The sequence below is a fragment of the Streptomyces sp. NPDC018000 genome (assembly GCF_044328025.1).
GTDB lineage: Bacteria > Actinomycetota > Actinomycetes > Streptomycetales > Streptomycetaceae > Streptomyces.
In genome coordinates, this window is record NZ_JBIRGM010000010.1 from 31,638 (window position 1) to 50,085 (window position 18,448).

16 protein-coding genes and 1 pseudogene are annotated in these 18,448 nt (G+C 69.8%); 8 read left to right on the forward strand and 9 right to left on the reverse strand.

Translation table 11 applies throughout. The features are described 5' to 3' along the window. Positions 1-76: 76 nt before the first annotated feature. A complete protein-coding gene (locus tag ACH4EW_RS20975) occupies positions 77-856 on the reverse strand; it encodes an adenosylcobinamide-GDP ribazoletransferase (RefSeq protein WP_398258962.1) in 780 nt (259 codons plus the stop codon). A gap of 88 nt (positions 857-944) precedes the next feature. Here ACH4EW_RS20975 and ACH4EW_RS20980 point away from each other — a divergent pair, with 88 nt between their 5' ends. Continuing rightward, positions 945-1,706 carry a hypothetical protein gene (locus tag ACH4EW_RS20980; protein ID WP_398258964.1) on the forward strand — a complete coding sequence of 254 codons (762 nt, stop codon included), beginning with the start codon at positions 945-947 and terminating at the stop codon, positions 1,704-1,706. On the opposite strand, the gene ACH4EW_RS20985 is transcribed toward ACH4EW_RS20980, so the two are convergent. From ACH4EW_RS20985 to ACH4EW_RS21005, 5 genes are all read right to left on the reverse strand, one after another. Continuing rightward, positions 1,607-2,383 (reverse strand): hypothetical protein, encoded by a 777-nt coding sequence (locus tag ACH4EW_RS20985; RefSeq protein ID WP_398258966.1) that lies wholly within the window; start codon positions 2,381-2,383, stop codon positions 1,607-1,609. The two genes, ACH4EW_RS20980 and ACH4EW_RS20985, sit on opposite strands and share 100 nt — an antisense overlap. After that, positions 2,380-4,185, reverse strand: coding sequence for a phosphatidylglycerol lysyltransferase domain-containing protein (locus tag ACH4EW_RS20990; protein WP_398258968.1), 1,806 nt, complete (start codon positions 4,183-4,185; stop codon positions 2,380-2,382). Before ACH4EW_RS20990 ends, ACH4EW_RS20985 begins: the two co-directional genes overlap by 4 nt. Positions 4,186-4,269: 84 nt before the next feature. Next, a complete protein-coding gene (cobT, locus tag ACH4EW_RS20995; protein ID WP_398258970.1) occupies positions 4,270-5,382 on the reverse strand; it encodes a nicotinate-nucleotide--dimethylbenzimidazole phosphoribosyltransferase in 1,113 nt (370 codons plus the stop codon). A 95-nt stretch (positions 5,383-5,477) separates the two neighbouring features. Beyond that, positions 5,478-6,317 carry a class I SAM-dependent methyltransferase gene (locus ACH4EW_RS21000; protein WP_398258972.1) on the reverse strand — a complete coding sequence of 280 codons (840 nt, stop codon included), beginning with the start codon at positions 6,315-6,317 and terminating at the stop codon, positions 5,478-5,480. Between the two features lie 84 nt (positions 6,318-6,401). Then, entirely contained in the window at positions 6,402-7,604 is a 1,203-nt protein-coding gene (locus tag ACH4EW_RS21005) for a bifunctional adenosylcobinamide kinase/adenosylcobinamide-phosphate guanylyltransferase (protein ID WP_398258974.1), read from the reverse strand. Between the two features lie 224 nt (positions 7,605-7,828). On the opposite strand from ACH4EW_RS21005, the pseudogene ACH4EW_RS21010 reads away from it, so the two are divergent. Both ACH4EW_RS21010 and ACH4EW_RS21015 read left to right on the forward strand, forming a co-directional pair. Beyond that, a pseudogene (locus tag ACH4EW_RS21010) lies at positions 7,829-8,261 on the forward strand (IS200/IS605 family accessory protein TnpB-related protein); the annotation flags it as partial. A 66-nt stretch (positions 8,262-8,327) separates the two neighbouring features. Then, positions 8,328-8,537 (forward strand): hypothetical protein, encoded by a 210-nt coding sequence (locus ACH4EW_RS21015; protein WP_398258976.1) that lies wholly within the window; start codon positions 8,328-8,330, stop codon positions 8,535-8,537. A gap of 237 nt (positions 8,538-8,774) precedes the next feature. On the opposite strand, the gene ACH4EW_RS21020 is transcribed toward ACH4EW_RS21015, so the two are convergent. The 3 genes from ACH4EW_RS21020 to ACH4EW_RS21030 form a co-directional block, all read right to left on the reverse strand. Further along, positions 8,775-9,857, reverse strand: coding sequence for a S1C family serine protease (locus tag ACH4EW_RS21020; RefSeq protein ID WP_398258978.1), 1,083 nt, complete (start codon positions 9,855-9,857; stop codon positions 8,775-8,777). A gap of 344 nt (positions 9,858-10,201) precedes the next feature. Then, on the reverse strand, positions 10,202-10,954 hold the full coding sequence (locus ACH4EW_RS21025; protein WP_398259247.1) for a class I SAM-dependent methyltransferase: 753 nt from the start codon (positions 10,952-10,954) through the stop codon (positions 10,202-10,204). 101 nt (positions 10,955-11,055) lie between these two features. Further along, positions 11,056-11,655, reverse strand: a complete 600-nt coding sequence (locus ACH4EW_RS21030) for a DUF3043 domain-containing protein (RefSeq protein ID WP_398258980.1) — start codon at positions 11,653-11,655, stop codon at positions 11,056-11,058. A 296-nt stretch (positions 11,656-11,951) separates the two neighbouring features. Between ACH4EW_RS21030 and ACH4EW_RS21035 the strand changes: the two genes are divergently transcribed. The 5 genes from ACH4EW_RS21035 (at position 11,952) to ACH4EW_RS21055 (ending at position 18,433) form a co-directional block, all read left to right on the forward strand. Further along, a complete protein-coding gene (locus ACH4EW_RS21035; RefSeq protein ID WP_093893567.1) occupies positions 11,952-12,734 on the forward strand; it encodes a PspA/IM30 family protein in 783 nt (260 codons plus the stop codon). Positions 12,735-12,743: 9 nt separating this feature from the next. Next, entirely contained in the window at positions 12,744-13,022 is a 279-nt protein-coding gene (locus ACH4EW_RS21040; RefSeq protein WP_398258982.1) for a hypothetical protein, read from the forward strand. A gap of 148 nt (positions 13,023-13,170) precedes the next feature. After that, the gene (locus ACH4EW_RS21045) at positions 13,171-14,430 is read left to right on the forward strand and encodes a sensor histidine kinase (RefSeq protein ID WP_398258984.1); all 1,260 of its coding nucleotides are present in this window, start codon (positions 13,171-13,173) and stop codon (positions 14,428-14,430) included. Beyond that, complete coding sequence (locus ACH4EW_RS21050) at positions 14,427-15,125, forward strand: response regulator (RefSeq protein WP_398258986.1); 699 nt, start codon at positions 14,427-14,429, stop codon at positions 15,123-15,125. Before ACH4EW_RS21045 ends, ACH4EW_RS21050 begins: the two co-directional genes overlap by 4 nt. Positions 15,126-15,289: 164 nt before the next feature. Next, entirely contained in the window at positions 15,290-18,433 is a 3,144-nt protein-coding gene (locus tag ACH4EW_RS21055; protein WP_398258988.1) for an efflux RND transporter permease subunit, read from the forward strand. Positions 18,434-18,448: the final 15 nt, after the last annotated feature.

Sequence of the window (18,448 nt, forward strand, 5' to 3'; positions counted from 1 at the left end):
CTGGCTCACTCCTCCGTCTTGCAGCTGCACGCACCCAGCCACGCTCCTTCTCCCACCCCCCATGTGCCGGTCGGTCTTAACCGATCGCCAGGACCACCAGGGCCGTCGTCGCCGCAGTCTCCGCCAGTGCGCCGAAGACATCGCCGGTCACCCCGCCGAAGCGCCGCAGGCAGTGCCGCAGCAGGAGTTGGGCGACGCCGAGGGCGGCCGGCACGGCGAGGGCATGGTGCAGCGCCCCGTATCCGCCGAAGAGCGCGCCGGCACCCGCGCAGGCCGCGACCGTGACGGCCCCGACCGCCACCGCGGACCGGGCAGTTACTGTCCCCGCCACTGCCGCACCCAGCCCTTCCGGCCGGGCCGCCGGCACGCCCTGACGGGAAGCCAGGGTGAGCGCCAGCCGGGCGGTGACCGCGCAGACGGCCACCGCCACCGCTCCGTGCGCCCAGCTCTGCCCGTACAGCTGGTAGAGGACCGCGACTTGGGCCAGCAGCACGAACAGCAGGGTGATGACACCGAACGGCCCGATGTCCGACTGCTTCATGATCCGCAGGGCGTCGTCGGCGGGCTTGCCGCTGCCCAGGCCGTCCGCGGTGTCGGCGAGACCGTCCAGATGCAGGCCCCGGGTCAGCACCGCCGGCACGGCGGTGGAGGCGACCGCGGCGAGCAGCGGACCGGAGCCGAGCAGCAGCAAGAGACAGCCGGGCACCGCCGCGAGCAGCCCCACTACGAGACCGGCGAGCGGGGCGCACAGCATCCCGGCGCGGGCGGTGCCGCGGTCCCAGCGGGTGATGCGGACGGGGAGCACGGTCAGGGTGCCGAAGGCGAAACGCAAGCCATGGCTATTCAAGGAGGTCACGGCGCGCAGGCTAATCGGTGCGCCGGGCCGATAGATTGCACAGAGCGCAACAGACAATGGCAAAAGCGACTTATCGGGAGTGGGTGGCATGGGTCACTGGTTCGATCGGAACATCGTCGAGCCGGGAAAGCTGCCGCTGCTGCTTGCGCTGGCCGCCTTCGTACTCACCTTCGTCGTCACCCGGGTCATCACGCGGATGATTCGGGCGGGGAAGGGGCCGTTCCACAACATCACGCCCGGCGGAATGCATGTCCACCATGTGGTGCCCGGTGTGGTGCTGACCGTCATCGGCGGCTTCGGGGCGGTCGCCAGCGGGCGCCATGGCATCGCCGCGGGGGCCTGCGCGGTGATCTTCGGCATGGGTGCGGGCCTGGTGCTGGACGAGTTCGCCCTGATCCTCCACCTCCACGATGTCTACTGGACCGAGGAGGGCCGCCAGAGCGTGGAGGTCGTGGTCCTCACCGCGGCGCTGGTGCTGCTGCTCCTGGCCGGATTCTCACCGCTCGGCGTGAATGAGCTGAGCAGTGACCAGCAGCAGGGCCGGCTCGAGGTCATCCTGACCCTGGTCGTCAACTTCTGCTTTGTGCTGATCGCCCTGTTCAAAGGCAAGGCGCGGCTCGCGGTCGTCGGAACCCTCGTCCCGTTCCTCGCGGTGATCGGGGCGATCCGGCTGGCCCGGCCGACCTCGATGTGGGCGAAGCGCTTCTACCGCAACCGCCACCGTGCCCGCGCCAGGGCGGTGCTGCGTGCCTACCACCACGATGTGCGCTGGGCAGGCCCGCGCCGCAGATTCCAGGATCTGATCGGCGGCGCACCGGACCGGGTTTCGGCTCCCGAACGCAAGCCCTGATCACGGCGGCGCAGAGACCGGCGCCGCTCCCGGCCGACCGAGACGGCGCACAGCACGAGCACAGCGGCGATCGCCGCCAGATGCTCCTTGCCGGCCAGATTGTTCTTGAGGATCACCTCGACCACCATCGCCACGACCACCAGCGCCCCGGTGAACCAGGCCTGGTAGACACAGCACACATAGACGGCGAGAGCGACCACCGCCGCCGACGGGCCGGTGTCGACGACCTGGGCGTCGGAGTAGGGCAGTCCGAACAGCCCGTCAGGACCGACCGCTACACCGATCCGCGCGTACAGCGTCCCGGCCAGCGTCGCGGCGTACCCGATCAGGAGCGTGGGCCACCGGCCCAGACAGATCTCGGCGATCCCGAACACCACCAGGATCTGTGCCAGCGCCCCCCACACCGGCAGATCCAGCGCCGGGACGAACAGCGACAACGGGGTACGCAGCAGGGCCTCCCACAACGGATCCTCGGCCCGCACCGTCCCGAGACCATGCACTGCCCCGAAGCCCCAGGGCTGGTTGTGCACCGCGTGGAGCAGCGCCGTCAGGCAGACCGCGGCGAGCGTCATCGGGACCGCCCGAAGCCGTGCGGCGGTGAGTCCTGCGCGTACGGTCCCCGCGAGCGGAGCCCACTCGCGGCGAGCCGCTCCGCGCAGCGCGGATACGGGTCTCATTCACCAGCCCCGAGATGCGAGCGGTGCATCCACTTGGGCAGACCGGGAGCCTCCAGGAACCCTTCGGCACGGCCCGCGGCGAGGCCGATGCGCAGGAGGTCGGCGCTCTTCTCGAAGAGCATGAAGCGCGGCTCCCAGATCGGTCGGTACTTGGCGTTGGCGCGGTAGAGCGACTCGATCTGCCACCAGCGCGAGAAGAAGCTGAGCATGGAGCGCCACAGCCTCAGCACCGGTCCGGCGCCGAGCCGTGAACCCCGCTCGAAGACGGACCGGAACATTGCGAAGTTCAGTGAGACCTGTGTGATCCCGATCTCTTGGGCACGCTGCAGGAGTTCGATGACCATGAACTCCATCAGGCCGTTCTCGGCGTCCCGGTCGCGGCGCATCAGGTCCAGCGAGAGGCCGTTCGGTCCCCACGGCACAAAGCTCAGTACGGCGTGCAACTCACCGGGCCCGCCGCCCTCTTCGGTGGGCGAGTTGCGGCATTCGAGCATCATGCACTGCCCGTCGGCCGGATCGCCGAGCCGGCCCAGCGCCATCGAGAAGCCGCGCTCGGTCGCCCCGTCGCGCCAGTCGTCGGCGCGCCGCACCAGTTCGGCCATCTCGTCGGCGGGGATGTCGGCGTGCCGGCGCACGGTCACCTCGTACCCGGCCCGCCTGATCCGGTTGTACGCCTGGCGGACGGTCCGCATCGCCCGTCCTTCGAGGGTGAACTCGGCGGTCTCCACGATCGCTTCGTCGCCCAGCTCCAGGGCGTCGAGGCCGTGTCGCGCGTAGACGGTGCCGCCCTCCTCGCTCACGCCCATCACCGCCGGGATCCAGCCGTGCTCGCGGGCCTCGGCCAGCCACGGAACGATCGCTCCGGGCCAGGCCTCCGGGTCGCCGATGGGATCACCGGAGGCGAGCGAGACCCCGCCGACCACCCGGTAGGCGATGGCGGCCTTCCCGGTCGGCGACCAGACGACACTCTTCTCCCGGCGCAGTGCGAAGTAGCCGAGCGAGTCGCGGTCGCCGTGCTTGTCGAGCAGTGCACGCAGCCGGGCCTCGTCCTCGGGGGTGATCGGGTCGACGGCCCGACGGGACCGGAACGCCGCGTACACGACGGCGATCAGCAGCAGCGTGGAGAGGATGTTGATGGTGACATTGACCCAGCCGGGCGTGGTGATTCCGGGGAAATCGATGTCGTCGGCGGCGACCGAGACCAGCCGCATGGCGCCGTAGCGCCAGCGGTCCAGGAAGGACGAGAGGTATTCGTTGTGCGCGGTGTTGGTGACGGTGACCAGACCCGCGGCGATCAGTGAGGTGACCAGCAGCCCGCCGACCGCGACGACGGCGGCCAGCTTCGGGTTCGACCGGTCGCCCTTCGCGTAGAACTCGCGCCGGCCGAGGGCGAGCGCCAGGACGAAGACGGCGGTCAGCGTCAGCGAGATCCAGTTCTGCGGGTACTGCCGGACCTCCGGGAACGGGATCACCAGGACGAAGAGCAGCAGCAGAAGACTGCTCACCACCGTGTTCACGATCCAGGCCGCCCGCTTGCGACGGCGCATGGTGACCGCGAGGAAGAGCGCGACCACCCCTGAGGAGAAGCCCGCGGTGAGCAGGTACGGGGTGAAGTAGTTCGCGGTGTTGTGACGGCGCAGATCGTTGCCGAGAGTGACCCAGACGGCGCTCAGGAAGTTGATGAACGACACAACGCGCAGGTACCAGATGGTGAACGCCGCGCTGCGGCGTGACCGGACGGTGCTCGGTGGCCGAGCACTGACCCGTCCGGATTCCTCGGTGGCCATTCGGACCTCTCCCATGAAAAGCGATCATATGGTGCATCGCACTGCATGAGGGGACTGGGTTGCGGCCGGTGCTCGGCGGCCGCAGCTCTGCCGGGTCCGTCAGCCGCCGGTCGCGTCGCCGTCCGCGTCGCTTCCGTCGGCCCCTTCGCCGGCACCGCCCTTCTCGTCGGTGACGGGTGCACGCTCGGGCAGCTCCGCCGCCAGCGCGGCCGCGGCCCGAACAAGCGGAAGTGCCAGCAACGCCCCACTTCCTTCGCCCACGATGACGCCGTGGTCCAGCAACGGGTTGAGTGCCATCCGGTCCAGCGCCTTGCTCTGCGCCGGTTCACCGCTCGCCTGACCCGCCAGCCACCAGTCCGGCGCCCGGAAGGCCGCCCGCTGACCCACCAGCGCACAGGCCGACGAGACCACACCGTCCAGAATCACCGGCAACCTGCGCACGGCGCACTGCAGCAGGAACCCGGTCGTCGCCGCCAGATCCGCACCGCCCACCGTGGCCAGCAGCTCCAGCTGATCCCCGAGGACCGGCCGGGCCCGCCGCAGCGCGTCCCGGATCGCCGCACACTTGCGCATCCACGCCAGGTCGTCGATGCCCGCACCGCCGCGCCCGGTGACCACCGAGGCGTCCGTGCCGCACAGCGCCGCGATCAGCGTGGACGCGGCCGTCGTACCGCCGACGCTCAGATCGCCGAGCACCACCAGGTCCGTACCCGAGTCGGCCTCCTCGTCGGCGATCGCCATGCCGAGATGTACCGCCTGCTCGGCCTCCTCGGCCGTCAGCGCGTCCTCGATGTCGATCCGGCCGCTGCCGCGCCGCACCCGGTGACGTACCACCGATTCGGGCAGCAGCCCGGGGTCGCAGTCCAGAGCGGCGTCGACGATCCGTACCGGTACGGAGAACTGGCGCGCCAGCACGGCGAGCGGAGTCGCACCCTCCAGCGTGGCGCGTACCAGTTCGTACGCAGTCCCGGCCGCTCGCCCGGAGACACCCAGTTCGGCAACCCCGTGGTCACCGGCGAAGAGCACCACGCGCGGCTGCTCGATCACCTTGACCGGTACGGACTGCTGGGCGGCCGAGAGCCATTCGCCCAGCTCGTCCAGGCGGCCGAGGGCGCCCGGGGGAACGACCAGGCGCTCCCGGCGTTCCTCGGCATCGCGCCGTACGCCGCCGTCGGGGCGTTCGATCAGGTCGGAGAAATCGTCCAGATTCACGGGGGTCTGCCTCGCGGGTCGATACGTGGAGTGGGCCGGCGAGCCCGGCGGCGGGCTCACTGCGGAACAGTACCCGCCACGTTTTTGACACCTGGTCAGTACGGAGTTCCGCCCCCGAACCGCAGCTGCGTCATCGCGGGCGTGAGAGTCCGCAGCCCCGGGAGCAGCGACTGGATCCGGATCAGCTCGCCCATCGCGCCCCGTCCTCGCGGCAGCCGCAGAGCGCGCACCTCGGTGATCCCCCGGTGCGCGCCGCGCAGCTTGTGCCGCTCGCCGGGGTTCATCGCCCAGCGCATCGGTGGAACGGTCATCCCGCCGGCCTTCGACGTGCCGGCCACCGTGCACCTGGCCAGCCAGCGCGCCATCGTGTCCAGCACCAGGATGCCGCCGGGCAGCCGTTCGGCGCAGGCCGCCAGGATCCTCCGTACCTCCTTGGGGGGCAGATACATCAGCAGACCCTGCGTCGTGACGACAACACCGCGGCTCTCCGGGTCCTCGATCTCGTCCAGCCAGGACAGATCGGTGGCCGAACAGGAGAGGGTGCGCAGCCGGTCCGAGGCGGGCAGCAGCGCCCGGCGCAGCTCGGCGACCTCCGGCAGTTCCACGCTCAGCCAGTGCAGCCGGCCGTTGTCGACCCGCCAGAAGCCGGTCTCCAGTCCGTCGCCGAGTGCCACCACGGTCGCCTGCGGCCGGTCGGCGAGGTACCTCTGTACGGCCAGGTCGAAGCAGCGTGAGCGCAGGCCCTGGGCCTGTGAGTGGAACGCGTTCGGCCGCCCGAACCGTTCCTCGAAGGGGTAATCCAGATCCTTCAGCAACCGCAGTGCCATCGGATCATCCAGCACGGGATAGGGCTGCCCCGCCTCGTATGCCCGGTTGTAGAGCGTCCACAACAAGGGCTCCGGAACCCCGCTCAGCATCGGTTGGGCACGTGCCATGTCCGCTCCTCCTGTTCTCGCGTTCCGTTCCTGCTGTTCTCGCGTTCCGGTGCGGTGTTCCGTGTTCCGTTCCCCGCGTTCCGGTCAGCCACGCAGCGTCAGCACCTGTCCGGCCACCACCATCAGCACCTGTTCGCACTCGTCGGCGAACGCGACGTTCAGCCGGCCCAGCTCGTCCCGGAACCGCCGCCCGGCAGCCGTCGCCGGCACCACGCCCGAGCCGGTCTCATTGGTCACGGCGACGACCGTGCGCCGCGTTCCGCGCACCGCCGCGACCAGCTCGGCGGTCCGCTCCCGCAGCGCTTTCTCGCCGCCGTTCGACCACGCCGCGTCGTCCCAGGCAGCCACCCGGTCCATCGCATCCGTCAGCCACAGCGACAGGCAGTCGATCAACAGCGGAGGCCCGTCCGACTCCAGCAGCTCCACCAGCTCACATGTCTCCTCGGTGCGCCAGGCGGCCGGTCTGCGCTCCCGGTGCAGCCCGATCCGGGCCGCCCACTCCGCGTCCCCTTCCCTGCCTCCACCGGTCGCCACGTACACCACCTCGGGGAACGTCTCCAGACGCCGCTCGGCCTCCACCGACTTCCCCGATCTGGCCCCGCCCGTCACCAGCGTGCGCCTCGGTACCTCCGGCACCGAGTGGTACTCGCCCACCACCAGCGTCGTCCCGTCCGGCACGGCCCGCGCGCCGGCTGCCGCGAGCCGCCGGTCCAGCTCGGCGCCGGGCGGTGCGTCATGGTCCAGATGGACGGCGATGATCTCGGTCGTCGGCCCGATCGCCTCGACGGCCCGCAGCCGCGCCACCGTGTCCGGCCGCCCGACCACATCGCCGACCACCATGTCGTAAGGCTGCGCCACCCGGTCCGTGAGACCGGAGGGCGCGGCGCCCGGCGGCAGGTAGAGCAGCCGTGCGCCCTCCGAAGCCGTCACCTCGTAACCCGTCCCCGGCGCGTCCATCGGCACCGCCCGCACCCGGTGACCACTGATCAGCGTCAGCTCCCGCCCGTCCGGCACCCGTCCCGCCGGAGGCAGTCCGGCGGGCAGCTCCATGGCGGGCCCGTCGTGCGGATGGGTGAGCAGCACCTGCCGTACGCCGGTGAGCGAGTGCCCCGCGCGGGCTGCGGCGAACACGGCCCCCGGGGTGAGGTCGAGCAGCAGCGCGTCGTCGACCAGCAGCGCGGTCGCGGCCCGCGAGCGCGTACCGCGGGCGGTGGCGCAGGCGGCGCAAGGACATTCGGGCCGCGGCAGCCCGTCGGGGGCTCCGGTGCCGAGCAGAGTCAGTTCCACATCTTCGATCCTCCCGCGTCCGCGCAGCGGGTGCGCGACTTGGGGGGTTGTGAGCTGCTGCCGGTTTGCTGCGCTGAAGTGAGTTGTGGTGAGCGGGAGTGGGTCCTTGCGGTGGGTGTGTGGGGGTGGGAACGGGGGTTCTGGGGCCGAATGGGTGACCTTGGCGGTTGCTGCTCGTTGGGCCTGGTGGCAGGTGTCCGGGGTCGGTGGGAGGGGGTGGTGTGGTGGGTGGTGTGCGGGAGTTGGCCGGGTCCTTCGTGGTGCCCAGGCCTTGCGGGGTGGCGGTCCGGGACCGTCTGAAGCACCTCACGCCCCGGGACGAGAACGTGCTCCGCTTGGTCGGTGAGCATCAGGGGCGTCTGGCTTCGTGTGATCTCAAAGCTCGCTGTGCGGGTGGTCTGGAGCACGGTGCGGGCACCTGGGCGTCGCGTAAGCGGGATCTGACGCCGCTGTCGTCGTCGCGGATTGCGGGTGCGGTCACCAAGGCCACGCGATCAGTGGGCACTGGCCCGCCGTGGCCAGGCCGCACACATCCAGACACTGGAAGCCGGGATCAGGACGCTGCGCCACCGCCTGTCCCTCCCGATCGGTGAGCGGGGGACGAAGCACGCTGCGGGCGGCTACCGCTCCCGCAGAGAGTGGTTATACAAGTCCCGGGAACGGTGTCCGGGCAGGTGCAGCGGGCACTAGGCTGCGGGCAGCAAAGCGACCCAGGAGGCGGACATGGCGTGGACGTGGCGGTTCGAGAAGTCCGACGGTACGGAGACGGAGCCGGTCCTGCAGCCGGAGGAATTCACTACGCAGGGCGATGCGGAATCCTGGATCGGTGAGTACTGGAAGGAACTCCTCGACGGCGGGGCGGACCAGGTGACACTCTTCGACGACACGACAAAGATCTACGGCCCCATGAGCCTCCAGGCCGACCAGGGCTGATCCGCCCCCGTGGCATGAGCAGCCGTGCGGGCTCGGGCCTGTCTCCGAGCCCGTACGGCTGACAACCGGGCCGGACGCAGGCGGCCGGTCTCGGTCAGGAGTATTACGGTGGGGCACGAGGGCCTTTCGGTCGGTGAAGACGTCGCAATCCACACCGAACCTGGAAGGCCCTTATCCGTTCAAGATCCCTCAGCCGAGATTTCGCTCACCTGTCCAAAACCTCCCGGGACAGTACACCTAGATCTCGCCCAGGGTGACCTTCGCCGTCTTCTCCGCCCCGTTGCGCAGATACGTCACCGTGACCTTCTCACCCGGCTTGTCCGAGGCCAGCGCCTCCGACAGGGACGTGATCGTCGTGACCGGCAGATCTTCGATCCTGGTGATGATGTCGCCGACCCGCAGCCCCGCCTTGTCCGCGGCGCCGCCCCTCGTCACGCTGACCACCGCGACCCCGGCGGGCTGGTAGTTGGTGTCGACGACCGTACGTCCGGTGATGTTCAGCGCTGCCCGGCCCGAGTCGGTGACCTTGCCGCTCTTGATGATCTGATCGGCGACCGTCTTCACCATCGACACGGGGATCGCGAACCCGATCCCCGGCGCCGCGCTGTTGGCCATCTCCGGATCGACCGCGGCCAGTGTCGGGATGCCGATCACCTCGCTGTTCAGATTGACCAGCGCACCGCCGCTGTTGCCCGGGTTGATCGCCGCCGAGGTCTGCACCATGTTCGCGATCGTCGCGCCGGTGCCACCGCCCACGCGGCTCTCGCTGACGGTCCGCCCGAGCGCCGAGACGATGCCCTGGGTCACGCTGGAGGACAGCCCGAGCGGCGAGCCCATCGCCAACACGATCTGTCCCACCTCGACCTTCTTCGAGTCGCCGAACTTCGCGGGCTTCAGCCCTTTCGGAACGCTGTCGAGCTTGATGACGGCCAGATCCTGTTCCGGATAGGTGGCGACCAGCGAGGCCGGAAGTACCTTCTCGCCGGTGGCGACGGTGACCTTGAACGTCCTCTCGTGGCCGACCACGTGGGCGTTGGTGACGATATGGCCCTTGGAGTCGTAGACGACGCCGGAGCCCAGGCTGTTGGAGGCTTGGATCTGCACGACCGACGGCAGCACGTTCTTGATCACGGCCTGGTATTCGCTCTGCAGATCACCAGCGGCCTGGGGCGCCGAGGACGGCTTGGTGGTCTCGGCCGCCGGCGAACCGGAGTTCGTGTCCGAGCAGCCGCTCACCAGGGCGACCGCGCAGAGACCTGCGGTCAGCGGCAGCAGCAGACGGCGACGGCGCACACGGCTGCGGGAGTGAGATGCATCCATGTCCGAATTATTGCTTTTGACCCTATTGATGGCCTGTTGGGTTCAGCCGACCGGGCATGCCGCACGGCTCCGCCGACGTGCGTGAACGCACTGGCTTGATCTGCAACTCCCGAGGTTGAAGATCAAGCCAGTGTTGAAGATCAAGCCAGTGCCGCGACCGGCACCAGCCGCTAGGGCGTGTTTCGAAAGTCCCGTCTGGCCGGGGACGTCCGGCACGCACGTTCGCTGCGTTGTCGGTCGTCGGCGCAGCCCGCTGCGCTCTCCTCCCTCCGCCTTGCGATCGCACGCACCAGACGCCCCCGGCCCCGCCCTGCGGGCGGACGACGCCACTTTCGAAACACGCCCTAGCCGCGCACCCCGCAGAGATGCAGCAGTGCGGCCACCCGGCGGTACGGATCCGTACGTCCGGCCCGGTCCTCCGCGGCCAGTACCCGCTCCAGCTCGTCGGCGGCCGGCAGTTCCACGTCGTTGCTCACGTTGTCCGTGAAGACACGCACCCCGTACCAGGCGTGCAGGGGCGCCGCGATCCCGGCGAGCGTGGCCGTCAACGCGTCCAGCCGGTCGGCCCTCACCGCAAGGCCCAGCCGATTGGTGTACGCATCCGTGTCGAAGGCGGCCAGCGCCGCGTTCCAGTCCCCGGCGGTCCCGGGCCGCATCGCCAGCGCGTCGCCGTTCCGTACGAGCAGCGAAAGCAGTCCGCCCGGGGCCAGCATCCGGGCAAGTCCGGCCAGCATCGCGTCCGGCTCCTGGACATACATCAGCACGCCGTGGCAGAGCACCACGTCGAAGCTGCCGGGCAGGAAGTGCACCCCGGTCTCCAGGCCGTCACCCTCGATGAGCCGGACCCGTTCGCGGATGCCCGCGGGCTCGCCGCCGAGCGCCTCACGGGCCACCCGCAGCATCTCGGCGTCGGACTCCAGGCCCGTCACGGTGTGACCGGCCCTGGCCAGGCGCAGTGCCTGAGTGCCCTGACCCATGCCGACATCGAGGATGCGCAGCCGCTGCCCGACGGGGAAACGGGCCGCTATCTGCTCGTCGATCTGCCGGGCGACGAGCTCCTGGCGGACGGTGTTGCGCAGCCCGCCGAGCCCTTTCAGCCACGCCGAGGAGGCTCTCGAGAATCCGGAGACGGGGACTGGGACGGGGACGGCCGTCGGGTCGGCGGACGGACCGCCGGCCGAGCCGGAGGTATCCGTACTCAGGGCCGCTCTCCACGCTTGACCTGCGGCTTCGGCAGCCGGAGCCGACGCATCTGAAGCGTACGCATCAGACCGTACGCGACCGCGCCACGCTTCGGCGTGTCCGGGAAGCGCTCATTCAGCTGCTTCCTCAGGCGGAACGCGAGCCCGAACGAGTCGATGACGATCAGCACGATCACGAGAAGCCAGAGCAGCAGCGAGATGGCCTGGATGTTCGGCACCTGGATCACGCTGAGGATCAGAATGATCACGGCGAGCGGCAGGAAGAACTCCGCGATGCAGAAACGCGAGTCCACGTAGTCGCGGACGAAGCGCCGCACCGGGCCCTTGTCGCGAACCGGCAGATAGCGCTCGTCGCCACTGGCGAGCGCCTCACGCTGCTTGGCCAGGTCCACACGGCGCGCTTCGCGCTGCCGCCTCGCGGCCTCCTTGCGGTCGAGCGGCGTGCCACTGGAGGCACGACGGCGCTGCGACTGGGCATCGCTGCGCTTGGGGGTGGGGCGACCCTTGGGGGCCTGCGGGTCGCGGGGCTGCTTGGAGAGGTCCGCCGTCACCTTGCCGGTGGGCGCCTTCTCTTCCTTCGAACGGCTACGGAACACAAGGCCCAAGGGTACGGGTTCGATCGCCGCGACCCCAGGCCGGTCGGGAACGATCCGGCAACGGCCCGCGTCTGTGCAGGTGGTCCCCATCGGTTCGCCGCGGACGTCTCCACCCGTTCCTCTGCCCCCGCCTACTCCCTGGGCCGGAGCGATGACCGGGTGCAGTCGTCCTTGGGGAGGAGCACATCTGTGCTCGAACAGTGCGGTAATAGAGGCAGGGCCCGTACTGTGGGTTCTGTTGGAGTGCTGGAGCTCAGTCCGTCAGAAGGGGGCGCGCGAAGCCCATGAGCGGTGTGATGAAGCGTATGGGGATGATCTTCCGCGCGAAGGCAAACAAGGCCCTTGACCGGGCCGAGGATCCGCGCGAGACCCTCGATTACTCGTACCAGAAGCAGCTGGAGCTGCTTCAGAAGGTACGCCGCGGTGTCGCCGATGTGGCGACCTCGCGCAAGCGGCTGGAGTTGCAGCTGAATCAGCTGCAGGGGCAGTCGTCCAAGCTGGAGGACCAGGGCCGCAAGGCGCTCGCGCTCGGCCGCGAGGACCTGGCCCGCGAGGCGCTGTCCCGGCGCGCCGCACTCCAGCAGCAGGTCACCGACCTGGAGACGCAGCACACCACGCTGCAGGGCGAGGAGGAGAAGCTCACTCTCGCGGCCCAGCGGCTGCAGGCCAAGGTCGATGCCTTCCGTACCAAGAAGGAGACCATCAAGGCCACCTACACCGCAGCCCAGGCGCAGACCCGGATCGGCGAGGCCTTCTCCGGGATCTCCGAGGAGATGGGCGATGTCGGCCTTGCGATCCAGCGGGCCGAGGACAAGACCCAGCAACTGCAGGCCCGGGCCGGTGCGATCGACGAGCTGCTCGCCTCCGGCGCCCTGGACGACCCGACCGGGACGGCGAAGGACGACATCGCCGCCGAGCTGGACCGGATCTCCGGTGGTACGGATGTGGAGCTGGAGCTGCAGCGCATGAAGGCCGAGCTGGCCGGCGGCTCCACCCAGCAGCAGGCGATCGAGGGCGGCCCGCAGGATGCGGCGCAGCAGCAGTCGTCGCAGTCTCCGCACAGGTTCGACAAGAGTTAAGGCAGCGTCATGATCGTACGGATCATGGGGGAGGGCCAGGTCGCACTGGCCGACAGCCATCTCGCCGAGCTCAACAGGCTCGACGACGAACTGCTCGCCGAGGTGGAGAGCGGCGACGGCCCCGGCTTTCGCTCCACTCTGCACGCACTCCTCACCAGGGTGCGCGAGCTCGGCACACCCTTGCCGGACGACTCCCTGGAGCCGTCCGAGCTGATCCTGCCGTCGTCCGACGCGACTCTTGAAGAAGTGCGCGCCATGCTCCGGGACGACGGTCTGATCCCCGGCTGACGCCGGTCGCTCTCCAGCACTCGGACAAGTCCGTGCCCCGTGTCCGGTCCGCCGGACACGGGGCACGGCTGCGTCCGCGGCACGGCGCTCCGGGGGTTCGGCATGCTCCGTGCCGATCCATGCGCGACACGCCGTAACGTAGCCTGCCGTGACCACCCTCGGAACCGGGGTTCTGCGCGTTCGGCGCTGGCTGCGCGACCATCCCCTCGCGCTGGACGCCGCGCTCGCCCTGGCCGTATTCATGGCCATGATCACCGTGTCGTTCATCGACACGTACGCACCGAACGGGCCCACTTTCGGCGCCCGTGGGCCCGAGTCGAGCAGCGTGTTCGTGATGGTGCTCGGTGCCGTCGCGCTGATCTGGCGGCGGCCCAGGCCCATGCTGGTGCTCGCGGCCACCGCCGGTCTGACCTTCGTCGAGCTGGTCCGGTTCGAACCGCCCACCCCCGTGGTGATGAGCACCGTCATCGCGCTGTACACCGTCGCCGCCCGTACCGACCGGCCCACCACCTCGCGGGTCGGGCTGCTGACGATGGCCGCGCTGACGGCCACCGCGATGCTCTTCGGCTCGGCGCCCTGGTACAGCCAGGCGAACCTCGGTGTCTTCGCCTGGACCGGCATGGCCTGCGCCGTGGGGGACGCCGTCCGTTCCAGGCGCGCCTTCGTCGACGCGATCAGAGAGCGTGCCGAACGGGCCGAACGCACCCGCGACGAGGAGGCCCGGCGCCGGGTCGCCGAGGAGCGGCTACGCATCGCCCGCGATCTGCACGATGTCGTCGCCCACCACATCGCCCTCGTCAACGTCCAGGCAGGGGTGGCCGCCCACGTCATGGACAAGCGTCCCGACCAGGCCAAGGAGGCGCTGGCCCACGTCCGGGAGGCCAGCCGCTCCGCGCTCAACGAACTGCGGGCCACCGTCGGGCTGTTGCGTCAGTCCGGCGACCCGGAGGCGCCGACCGAACCGGCGCCGGGGCTCGCGGTCCTCGGGGATCTGGTGGACACCGTCCGGCGGGCCGGGCTCCCGGTCGAGGTGGCCTGCGCCGACCGGCGGCCCCCGCTGCCCTCGGCCGTCGACCTGGCCGCGTACCGGGTGATCCAGGAGGCGCTGACCAATGTGCGCAAGCACGCGGGCCCCGGGGCGAAGGCCGAGGTGAGCGTCGTGCGGGTCGGAGCCACGGCCGAGATCACCGTCATCGACAACGGTTCGGGCGGGGGCTGTTGCAACGGGGACGGCGGCGGCCACGGCCTCCTCGGCATGCGCGAACGCGTCACCGCACTCGGCGGCTCCCTCACCGCGGGGCCCCGCTACGGCGGCGGATTCCGGGTCCATGCGATCCTGCCCGTCGAGGCCCGTACGGCAGAGCCGGGGGAGCCGGGCACGGCGGGCCGGACGGGGGAGAACGCATGACACCGCCCATCAAGGTGCTGCTCGTCGACGACCAGGCGCTGCTGCGCAGCGCGTTCCGGGTGCTGGTCGACTCGGAGTCCGACATGGAGGTGGTCGGAGAGGCGGCGGACGGCGCGCAGGCCGTCGAGCTCGCCCGCTCGACCCGCGCCGACGTGGTGTTGATGGACATCCGGATGCCCGGTACGGACGGACTCGCCGCGACCCGGATGATCAGTGCCGATCCGGAGCTGGCGGACATACGGGTCGTCATGCTCACCACCTTCGAGGTGGACGAGTACGTGGTGCAGTCGCTGCAGGCCGGGGCGTCCGGCTTCCTCGGCAAAGGGGCGGAACCGGATGAACTCCTCAACGCCATCCGTGTCGCAGCGGCCGGCGAGGCGCTGCTCTCGCCGGCCGCGACCAAGGGGCTGATCGCCACCTTCCTTGCGCAGGGCGGAAGTTCGGGAAGCGGTGACGCGTCGAGCGCCGCGCAGTACTCCGAACGGCTCGCCGCACTCACCGGACGCGAACGCGAGGTGCTGGTCCTGGTCGCGGGCGGCCACTCCAACGACGAGATCGCCGAGCGGCTCGTCGTCAGCCCGCTCACCGTCAAGACCCATGTGAACCGGGCGATGGCGAAACTGGGCGCCAGGGACCGGGCTCAATTGGTGGTAACTGCGTACGAATCGGGCCTGGTGCGCCCCAAGTCGGAGTGAGGGGTGGAGATTCGGCGTACTCCACCTGCGGTATGCGCGGCACAAGAAAGCGACCCTGGGGCCGACGTCTCGGCTTCGCGGGTGGGTGACCGTATAGGTGGGCCGGGTCTGTCCCACAGCTACCCGCCCATCTGCCGCGTAAGCCACAGAAGAGAGACCCACCCATGTCCTGGCTGTCCAGATTCAGCCTCGCGCAACGGGCCCTGATCGGACTGATCTCGATCGTCGCCCTTGTATTCGGAGCGATCTCGATCCCGCAGCTCAAGCAGCAGCTGCTGCCCACCATCGAACTCCCGATGGTGTCGGTGCTCGCCCCCTATCAGGGTGCGTCCCCCGATGTGGTCGAGAAGCAGGTCGTCGAACCACTCGAGAATTCCATCAAGGCCGTCGACGGTGTCACCGGCATCACCTCGACGGCCAGCGAGGGCAACGCCGTCATCATGGCGACCTTCGACTTCGGCAGCGAGGGCACCAAGCAGCTCGTCGCCGACATCCAGCAGGCGGTGAACCGCGCCCGCGTCCAGCTTCCCGACGACGTGGACCCGCAGGTCATCGCCGGCTCGACGGACGACATACCGACCGTCGTCCTCGCCGTCACCTCCGACAAGGACCAGCAGGCGCTCGCCGACCAGCTGGACCGCACCGTCGTCCCCGCGCTGGAGGACATCGACGGCGTCGGCCAGGTCACCATCGACGGTGTGCAGGACCTCCAGGTCTCCATCACCCCCGACGACAAGAAGCTCAGCTCCGCCGGCCTGAACGCCGCGACGCTCTCCCAGGCGCTCCAGGCGGGCGGCGCGACCGTCCCCGCCGGTTCCTTCTCCGAGTCGGGCAAGAGCCGCACCGTCCAGGTGGGCGGCGCCTTCACCTCCATGAAGCAGATCGAGGACCTGCGCGTCACCGGCCAGGACCCGGCAACCGGCAAGCCCGGCAAGTCGGTTCGCGTCGGTGACATCGCCACGGTGAAGCAGGAGCCGGCCGGCGCCGTCTCCATCACCCGTACCAACGGCAAGCCGAGCCTCGCCGTGATGGCCACGATGGACAAGGACGGCAGCGCCGTCGCCATCTCGGACGCGGTCAAGGACAAGCTCCCCGACCTGCGCAAGGACCTCGGCGCCGACGCCGAGCTGACTGTCGTCTCCGACCAGGGCCCCGCCGTCTCCAAGGCGATCTCCGGTCTGACCACCGAGGGCGCGCTCGGTCTGCTCTTCGCGGTCGTCGTGATCCTGGTCTTCCTCGCGTCGCTGCGCTCGACCCTGGTCACCGCGGTCTCCATCCCGCTCTCCGTGGTCCTCGCACTGATCGTGCTCTGGACCCGCGACCTGTCCCTCAACATGCTCACGCTCGGCGCGCTGACCATCGCGATCGGCCGCGTCGTCGACGACTCGATCGTGGTCCTGGAGAACATCAAGCGTCACCTCGGCTACGGCGAGGAGCGCCAGTCGGCGATCATCACCGCGGTCAAGGAAGTGGCCGGCGCGGTCACCTCATCGACCCTCACCACGGTCGCCGTCTTCCTGCCGATCGGTCTCGTCGGCGGCATGGTCGGCGAGCTCTTCGGCTCGTTCTCGCTGACCGTCACCGCAGCCCTGCTGGCCTCCCTGCTGGTCTCGCTGACCGTGGTCCCCGTCCTGTCGTACTGGTTCCTGCGCGCCCCCAAGGGCAGCACCGAGAACCCGGACGAGGCCCGTCGCAAGGCCGAGGAGAAGGAAGCCCGCAGCCGGCTCCAGCGGCTGTACGTCCCGGTGCTGCGCTTCGCGACCCGGCGCCGTATCACCAGCATCGCCATCGCCGTCGTGGTCCTGCTCGGCACCTTCGGCATGGCCCCGCTGCTGAAGACCAACTTCTTCGACCCGGGCGAGCAGGAAGTCCTCTCCATCAAACAGGAGCTGACCCCCGGCACCAGCCTGGCGGCCGCCGACGAGGCGGCCAAGAAGGTCGAGAAGGTCCTCGCCGGCGACAAGGGCGTCGAGGACTACCAGGTCACCGTCGGCTCCTCCGGCTTCATGGCGGCCTTCGGCGGCGGTACGGGCTCCAACCAGGCCTCGTACCAGATCACCCTGAAGGACGCGGGCGACTCCGAGGCCGTGCAGAAGCGCCTCGACACGGAACTCGGCAAGCTCGACGGCATCGGTGACACCACCATCTCCGCGGGCGACGGCTTCGGCAGCCAGGACCTCAGCGTCGTGGTCAAGGCCGCCGACGCGGACGTCCTGAAGAAGGCATCCGAAGAGGTCCGGGCCGAGGTGGCGAAGCTCAAGGACGTCACCGACGTCCAGAGCGACCTGGCGCAGAGCGTCCCGCGGATCTCGGTCAAGGCCAACGCCAAGGCCGCGGACGCCGGCTTCAACCAGACCACGCTCGGCGCGGCCGTCGCAGGAGCGGTGCGCGGCACCCCGTCCGGCAAGGTGATCATGGACGACACCGAGCGTGACGTCGTCATCAAGTCCGCCCACCCGGCCACCACCATGGCCGAGCTGAAGAACCTCGCGCTCGGCCCGGTCGAGCTCGGACAGATCGCCGACGTCGAGCTGGTCCCCGGCCCGGTCTCGATGACCCGGATCGACGGCCAGCGCGCCGCGACCATCACCGCCAAGCCCGTCGGCGACAACACCGGTGCGGTCAGCGCCTCGCTCCAGACGAAGATCAACGCCCTGAAGCTCCCGGACGGCGCCACCGCCACCATCGGCGGTGTCTCCGAAGACCAGAACGACGCGTTCCTGAAGCTCGGCCTCGCCATGCTGGCCGCGATCGCGATCGTCTTCATGCTGCTGGTCGCGACCTTCAAGTCCCTGATCCAGCCGCTGATCCTGCTGGTCTCCATCCCGTTCGCGGCAACCGGCGCGCTCGGCCTGCTCGTCATGACCGGCACCCCGATGGGCGTACCGGCGATGATCGGCATGCTGATGCTGATCGGCATCGTGGTCACCAACGCGATCGTGCTGATCGACCTGATCAACCAGTACCGGGCGCAGGGCATGGGCGTCGTCGAGGCAGTCATCGAGGGCGGCCGTCACCGGCTCCGCCCGATCCTGATGACGGCACTCGCGACGATCTTCGCCCTGCTCCCGATGGCGCTCGGCGTCACCGGCGAGGGCGGCTTCATCTCGCAGCCGCTCGCGGTCGTGGTGATCGGCGGTCTGGTCACGTCGACCCTGCTGACGCTGCTCCTGGTGCCGACGCTCTACGCGATGGTCGAACTCCGCAAGGAGCGCCGCGCGGAGAAGAAGGCGATCAAGCGGGCGAAGAAGGCGGGCGTTGCGGCGCCGGCCGAGGAAGCCCGCCAGACGGAGCCGTCGGGCGTGTAGTAGACCCTGAAAAGG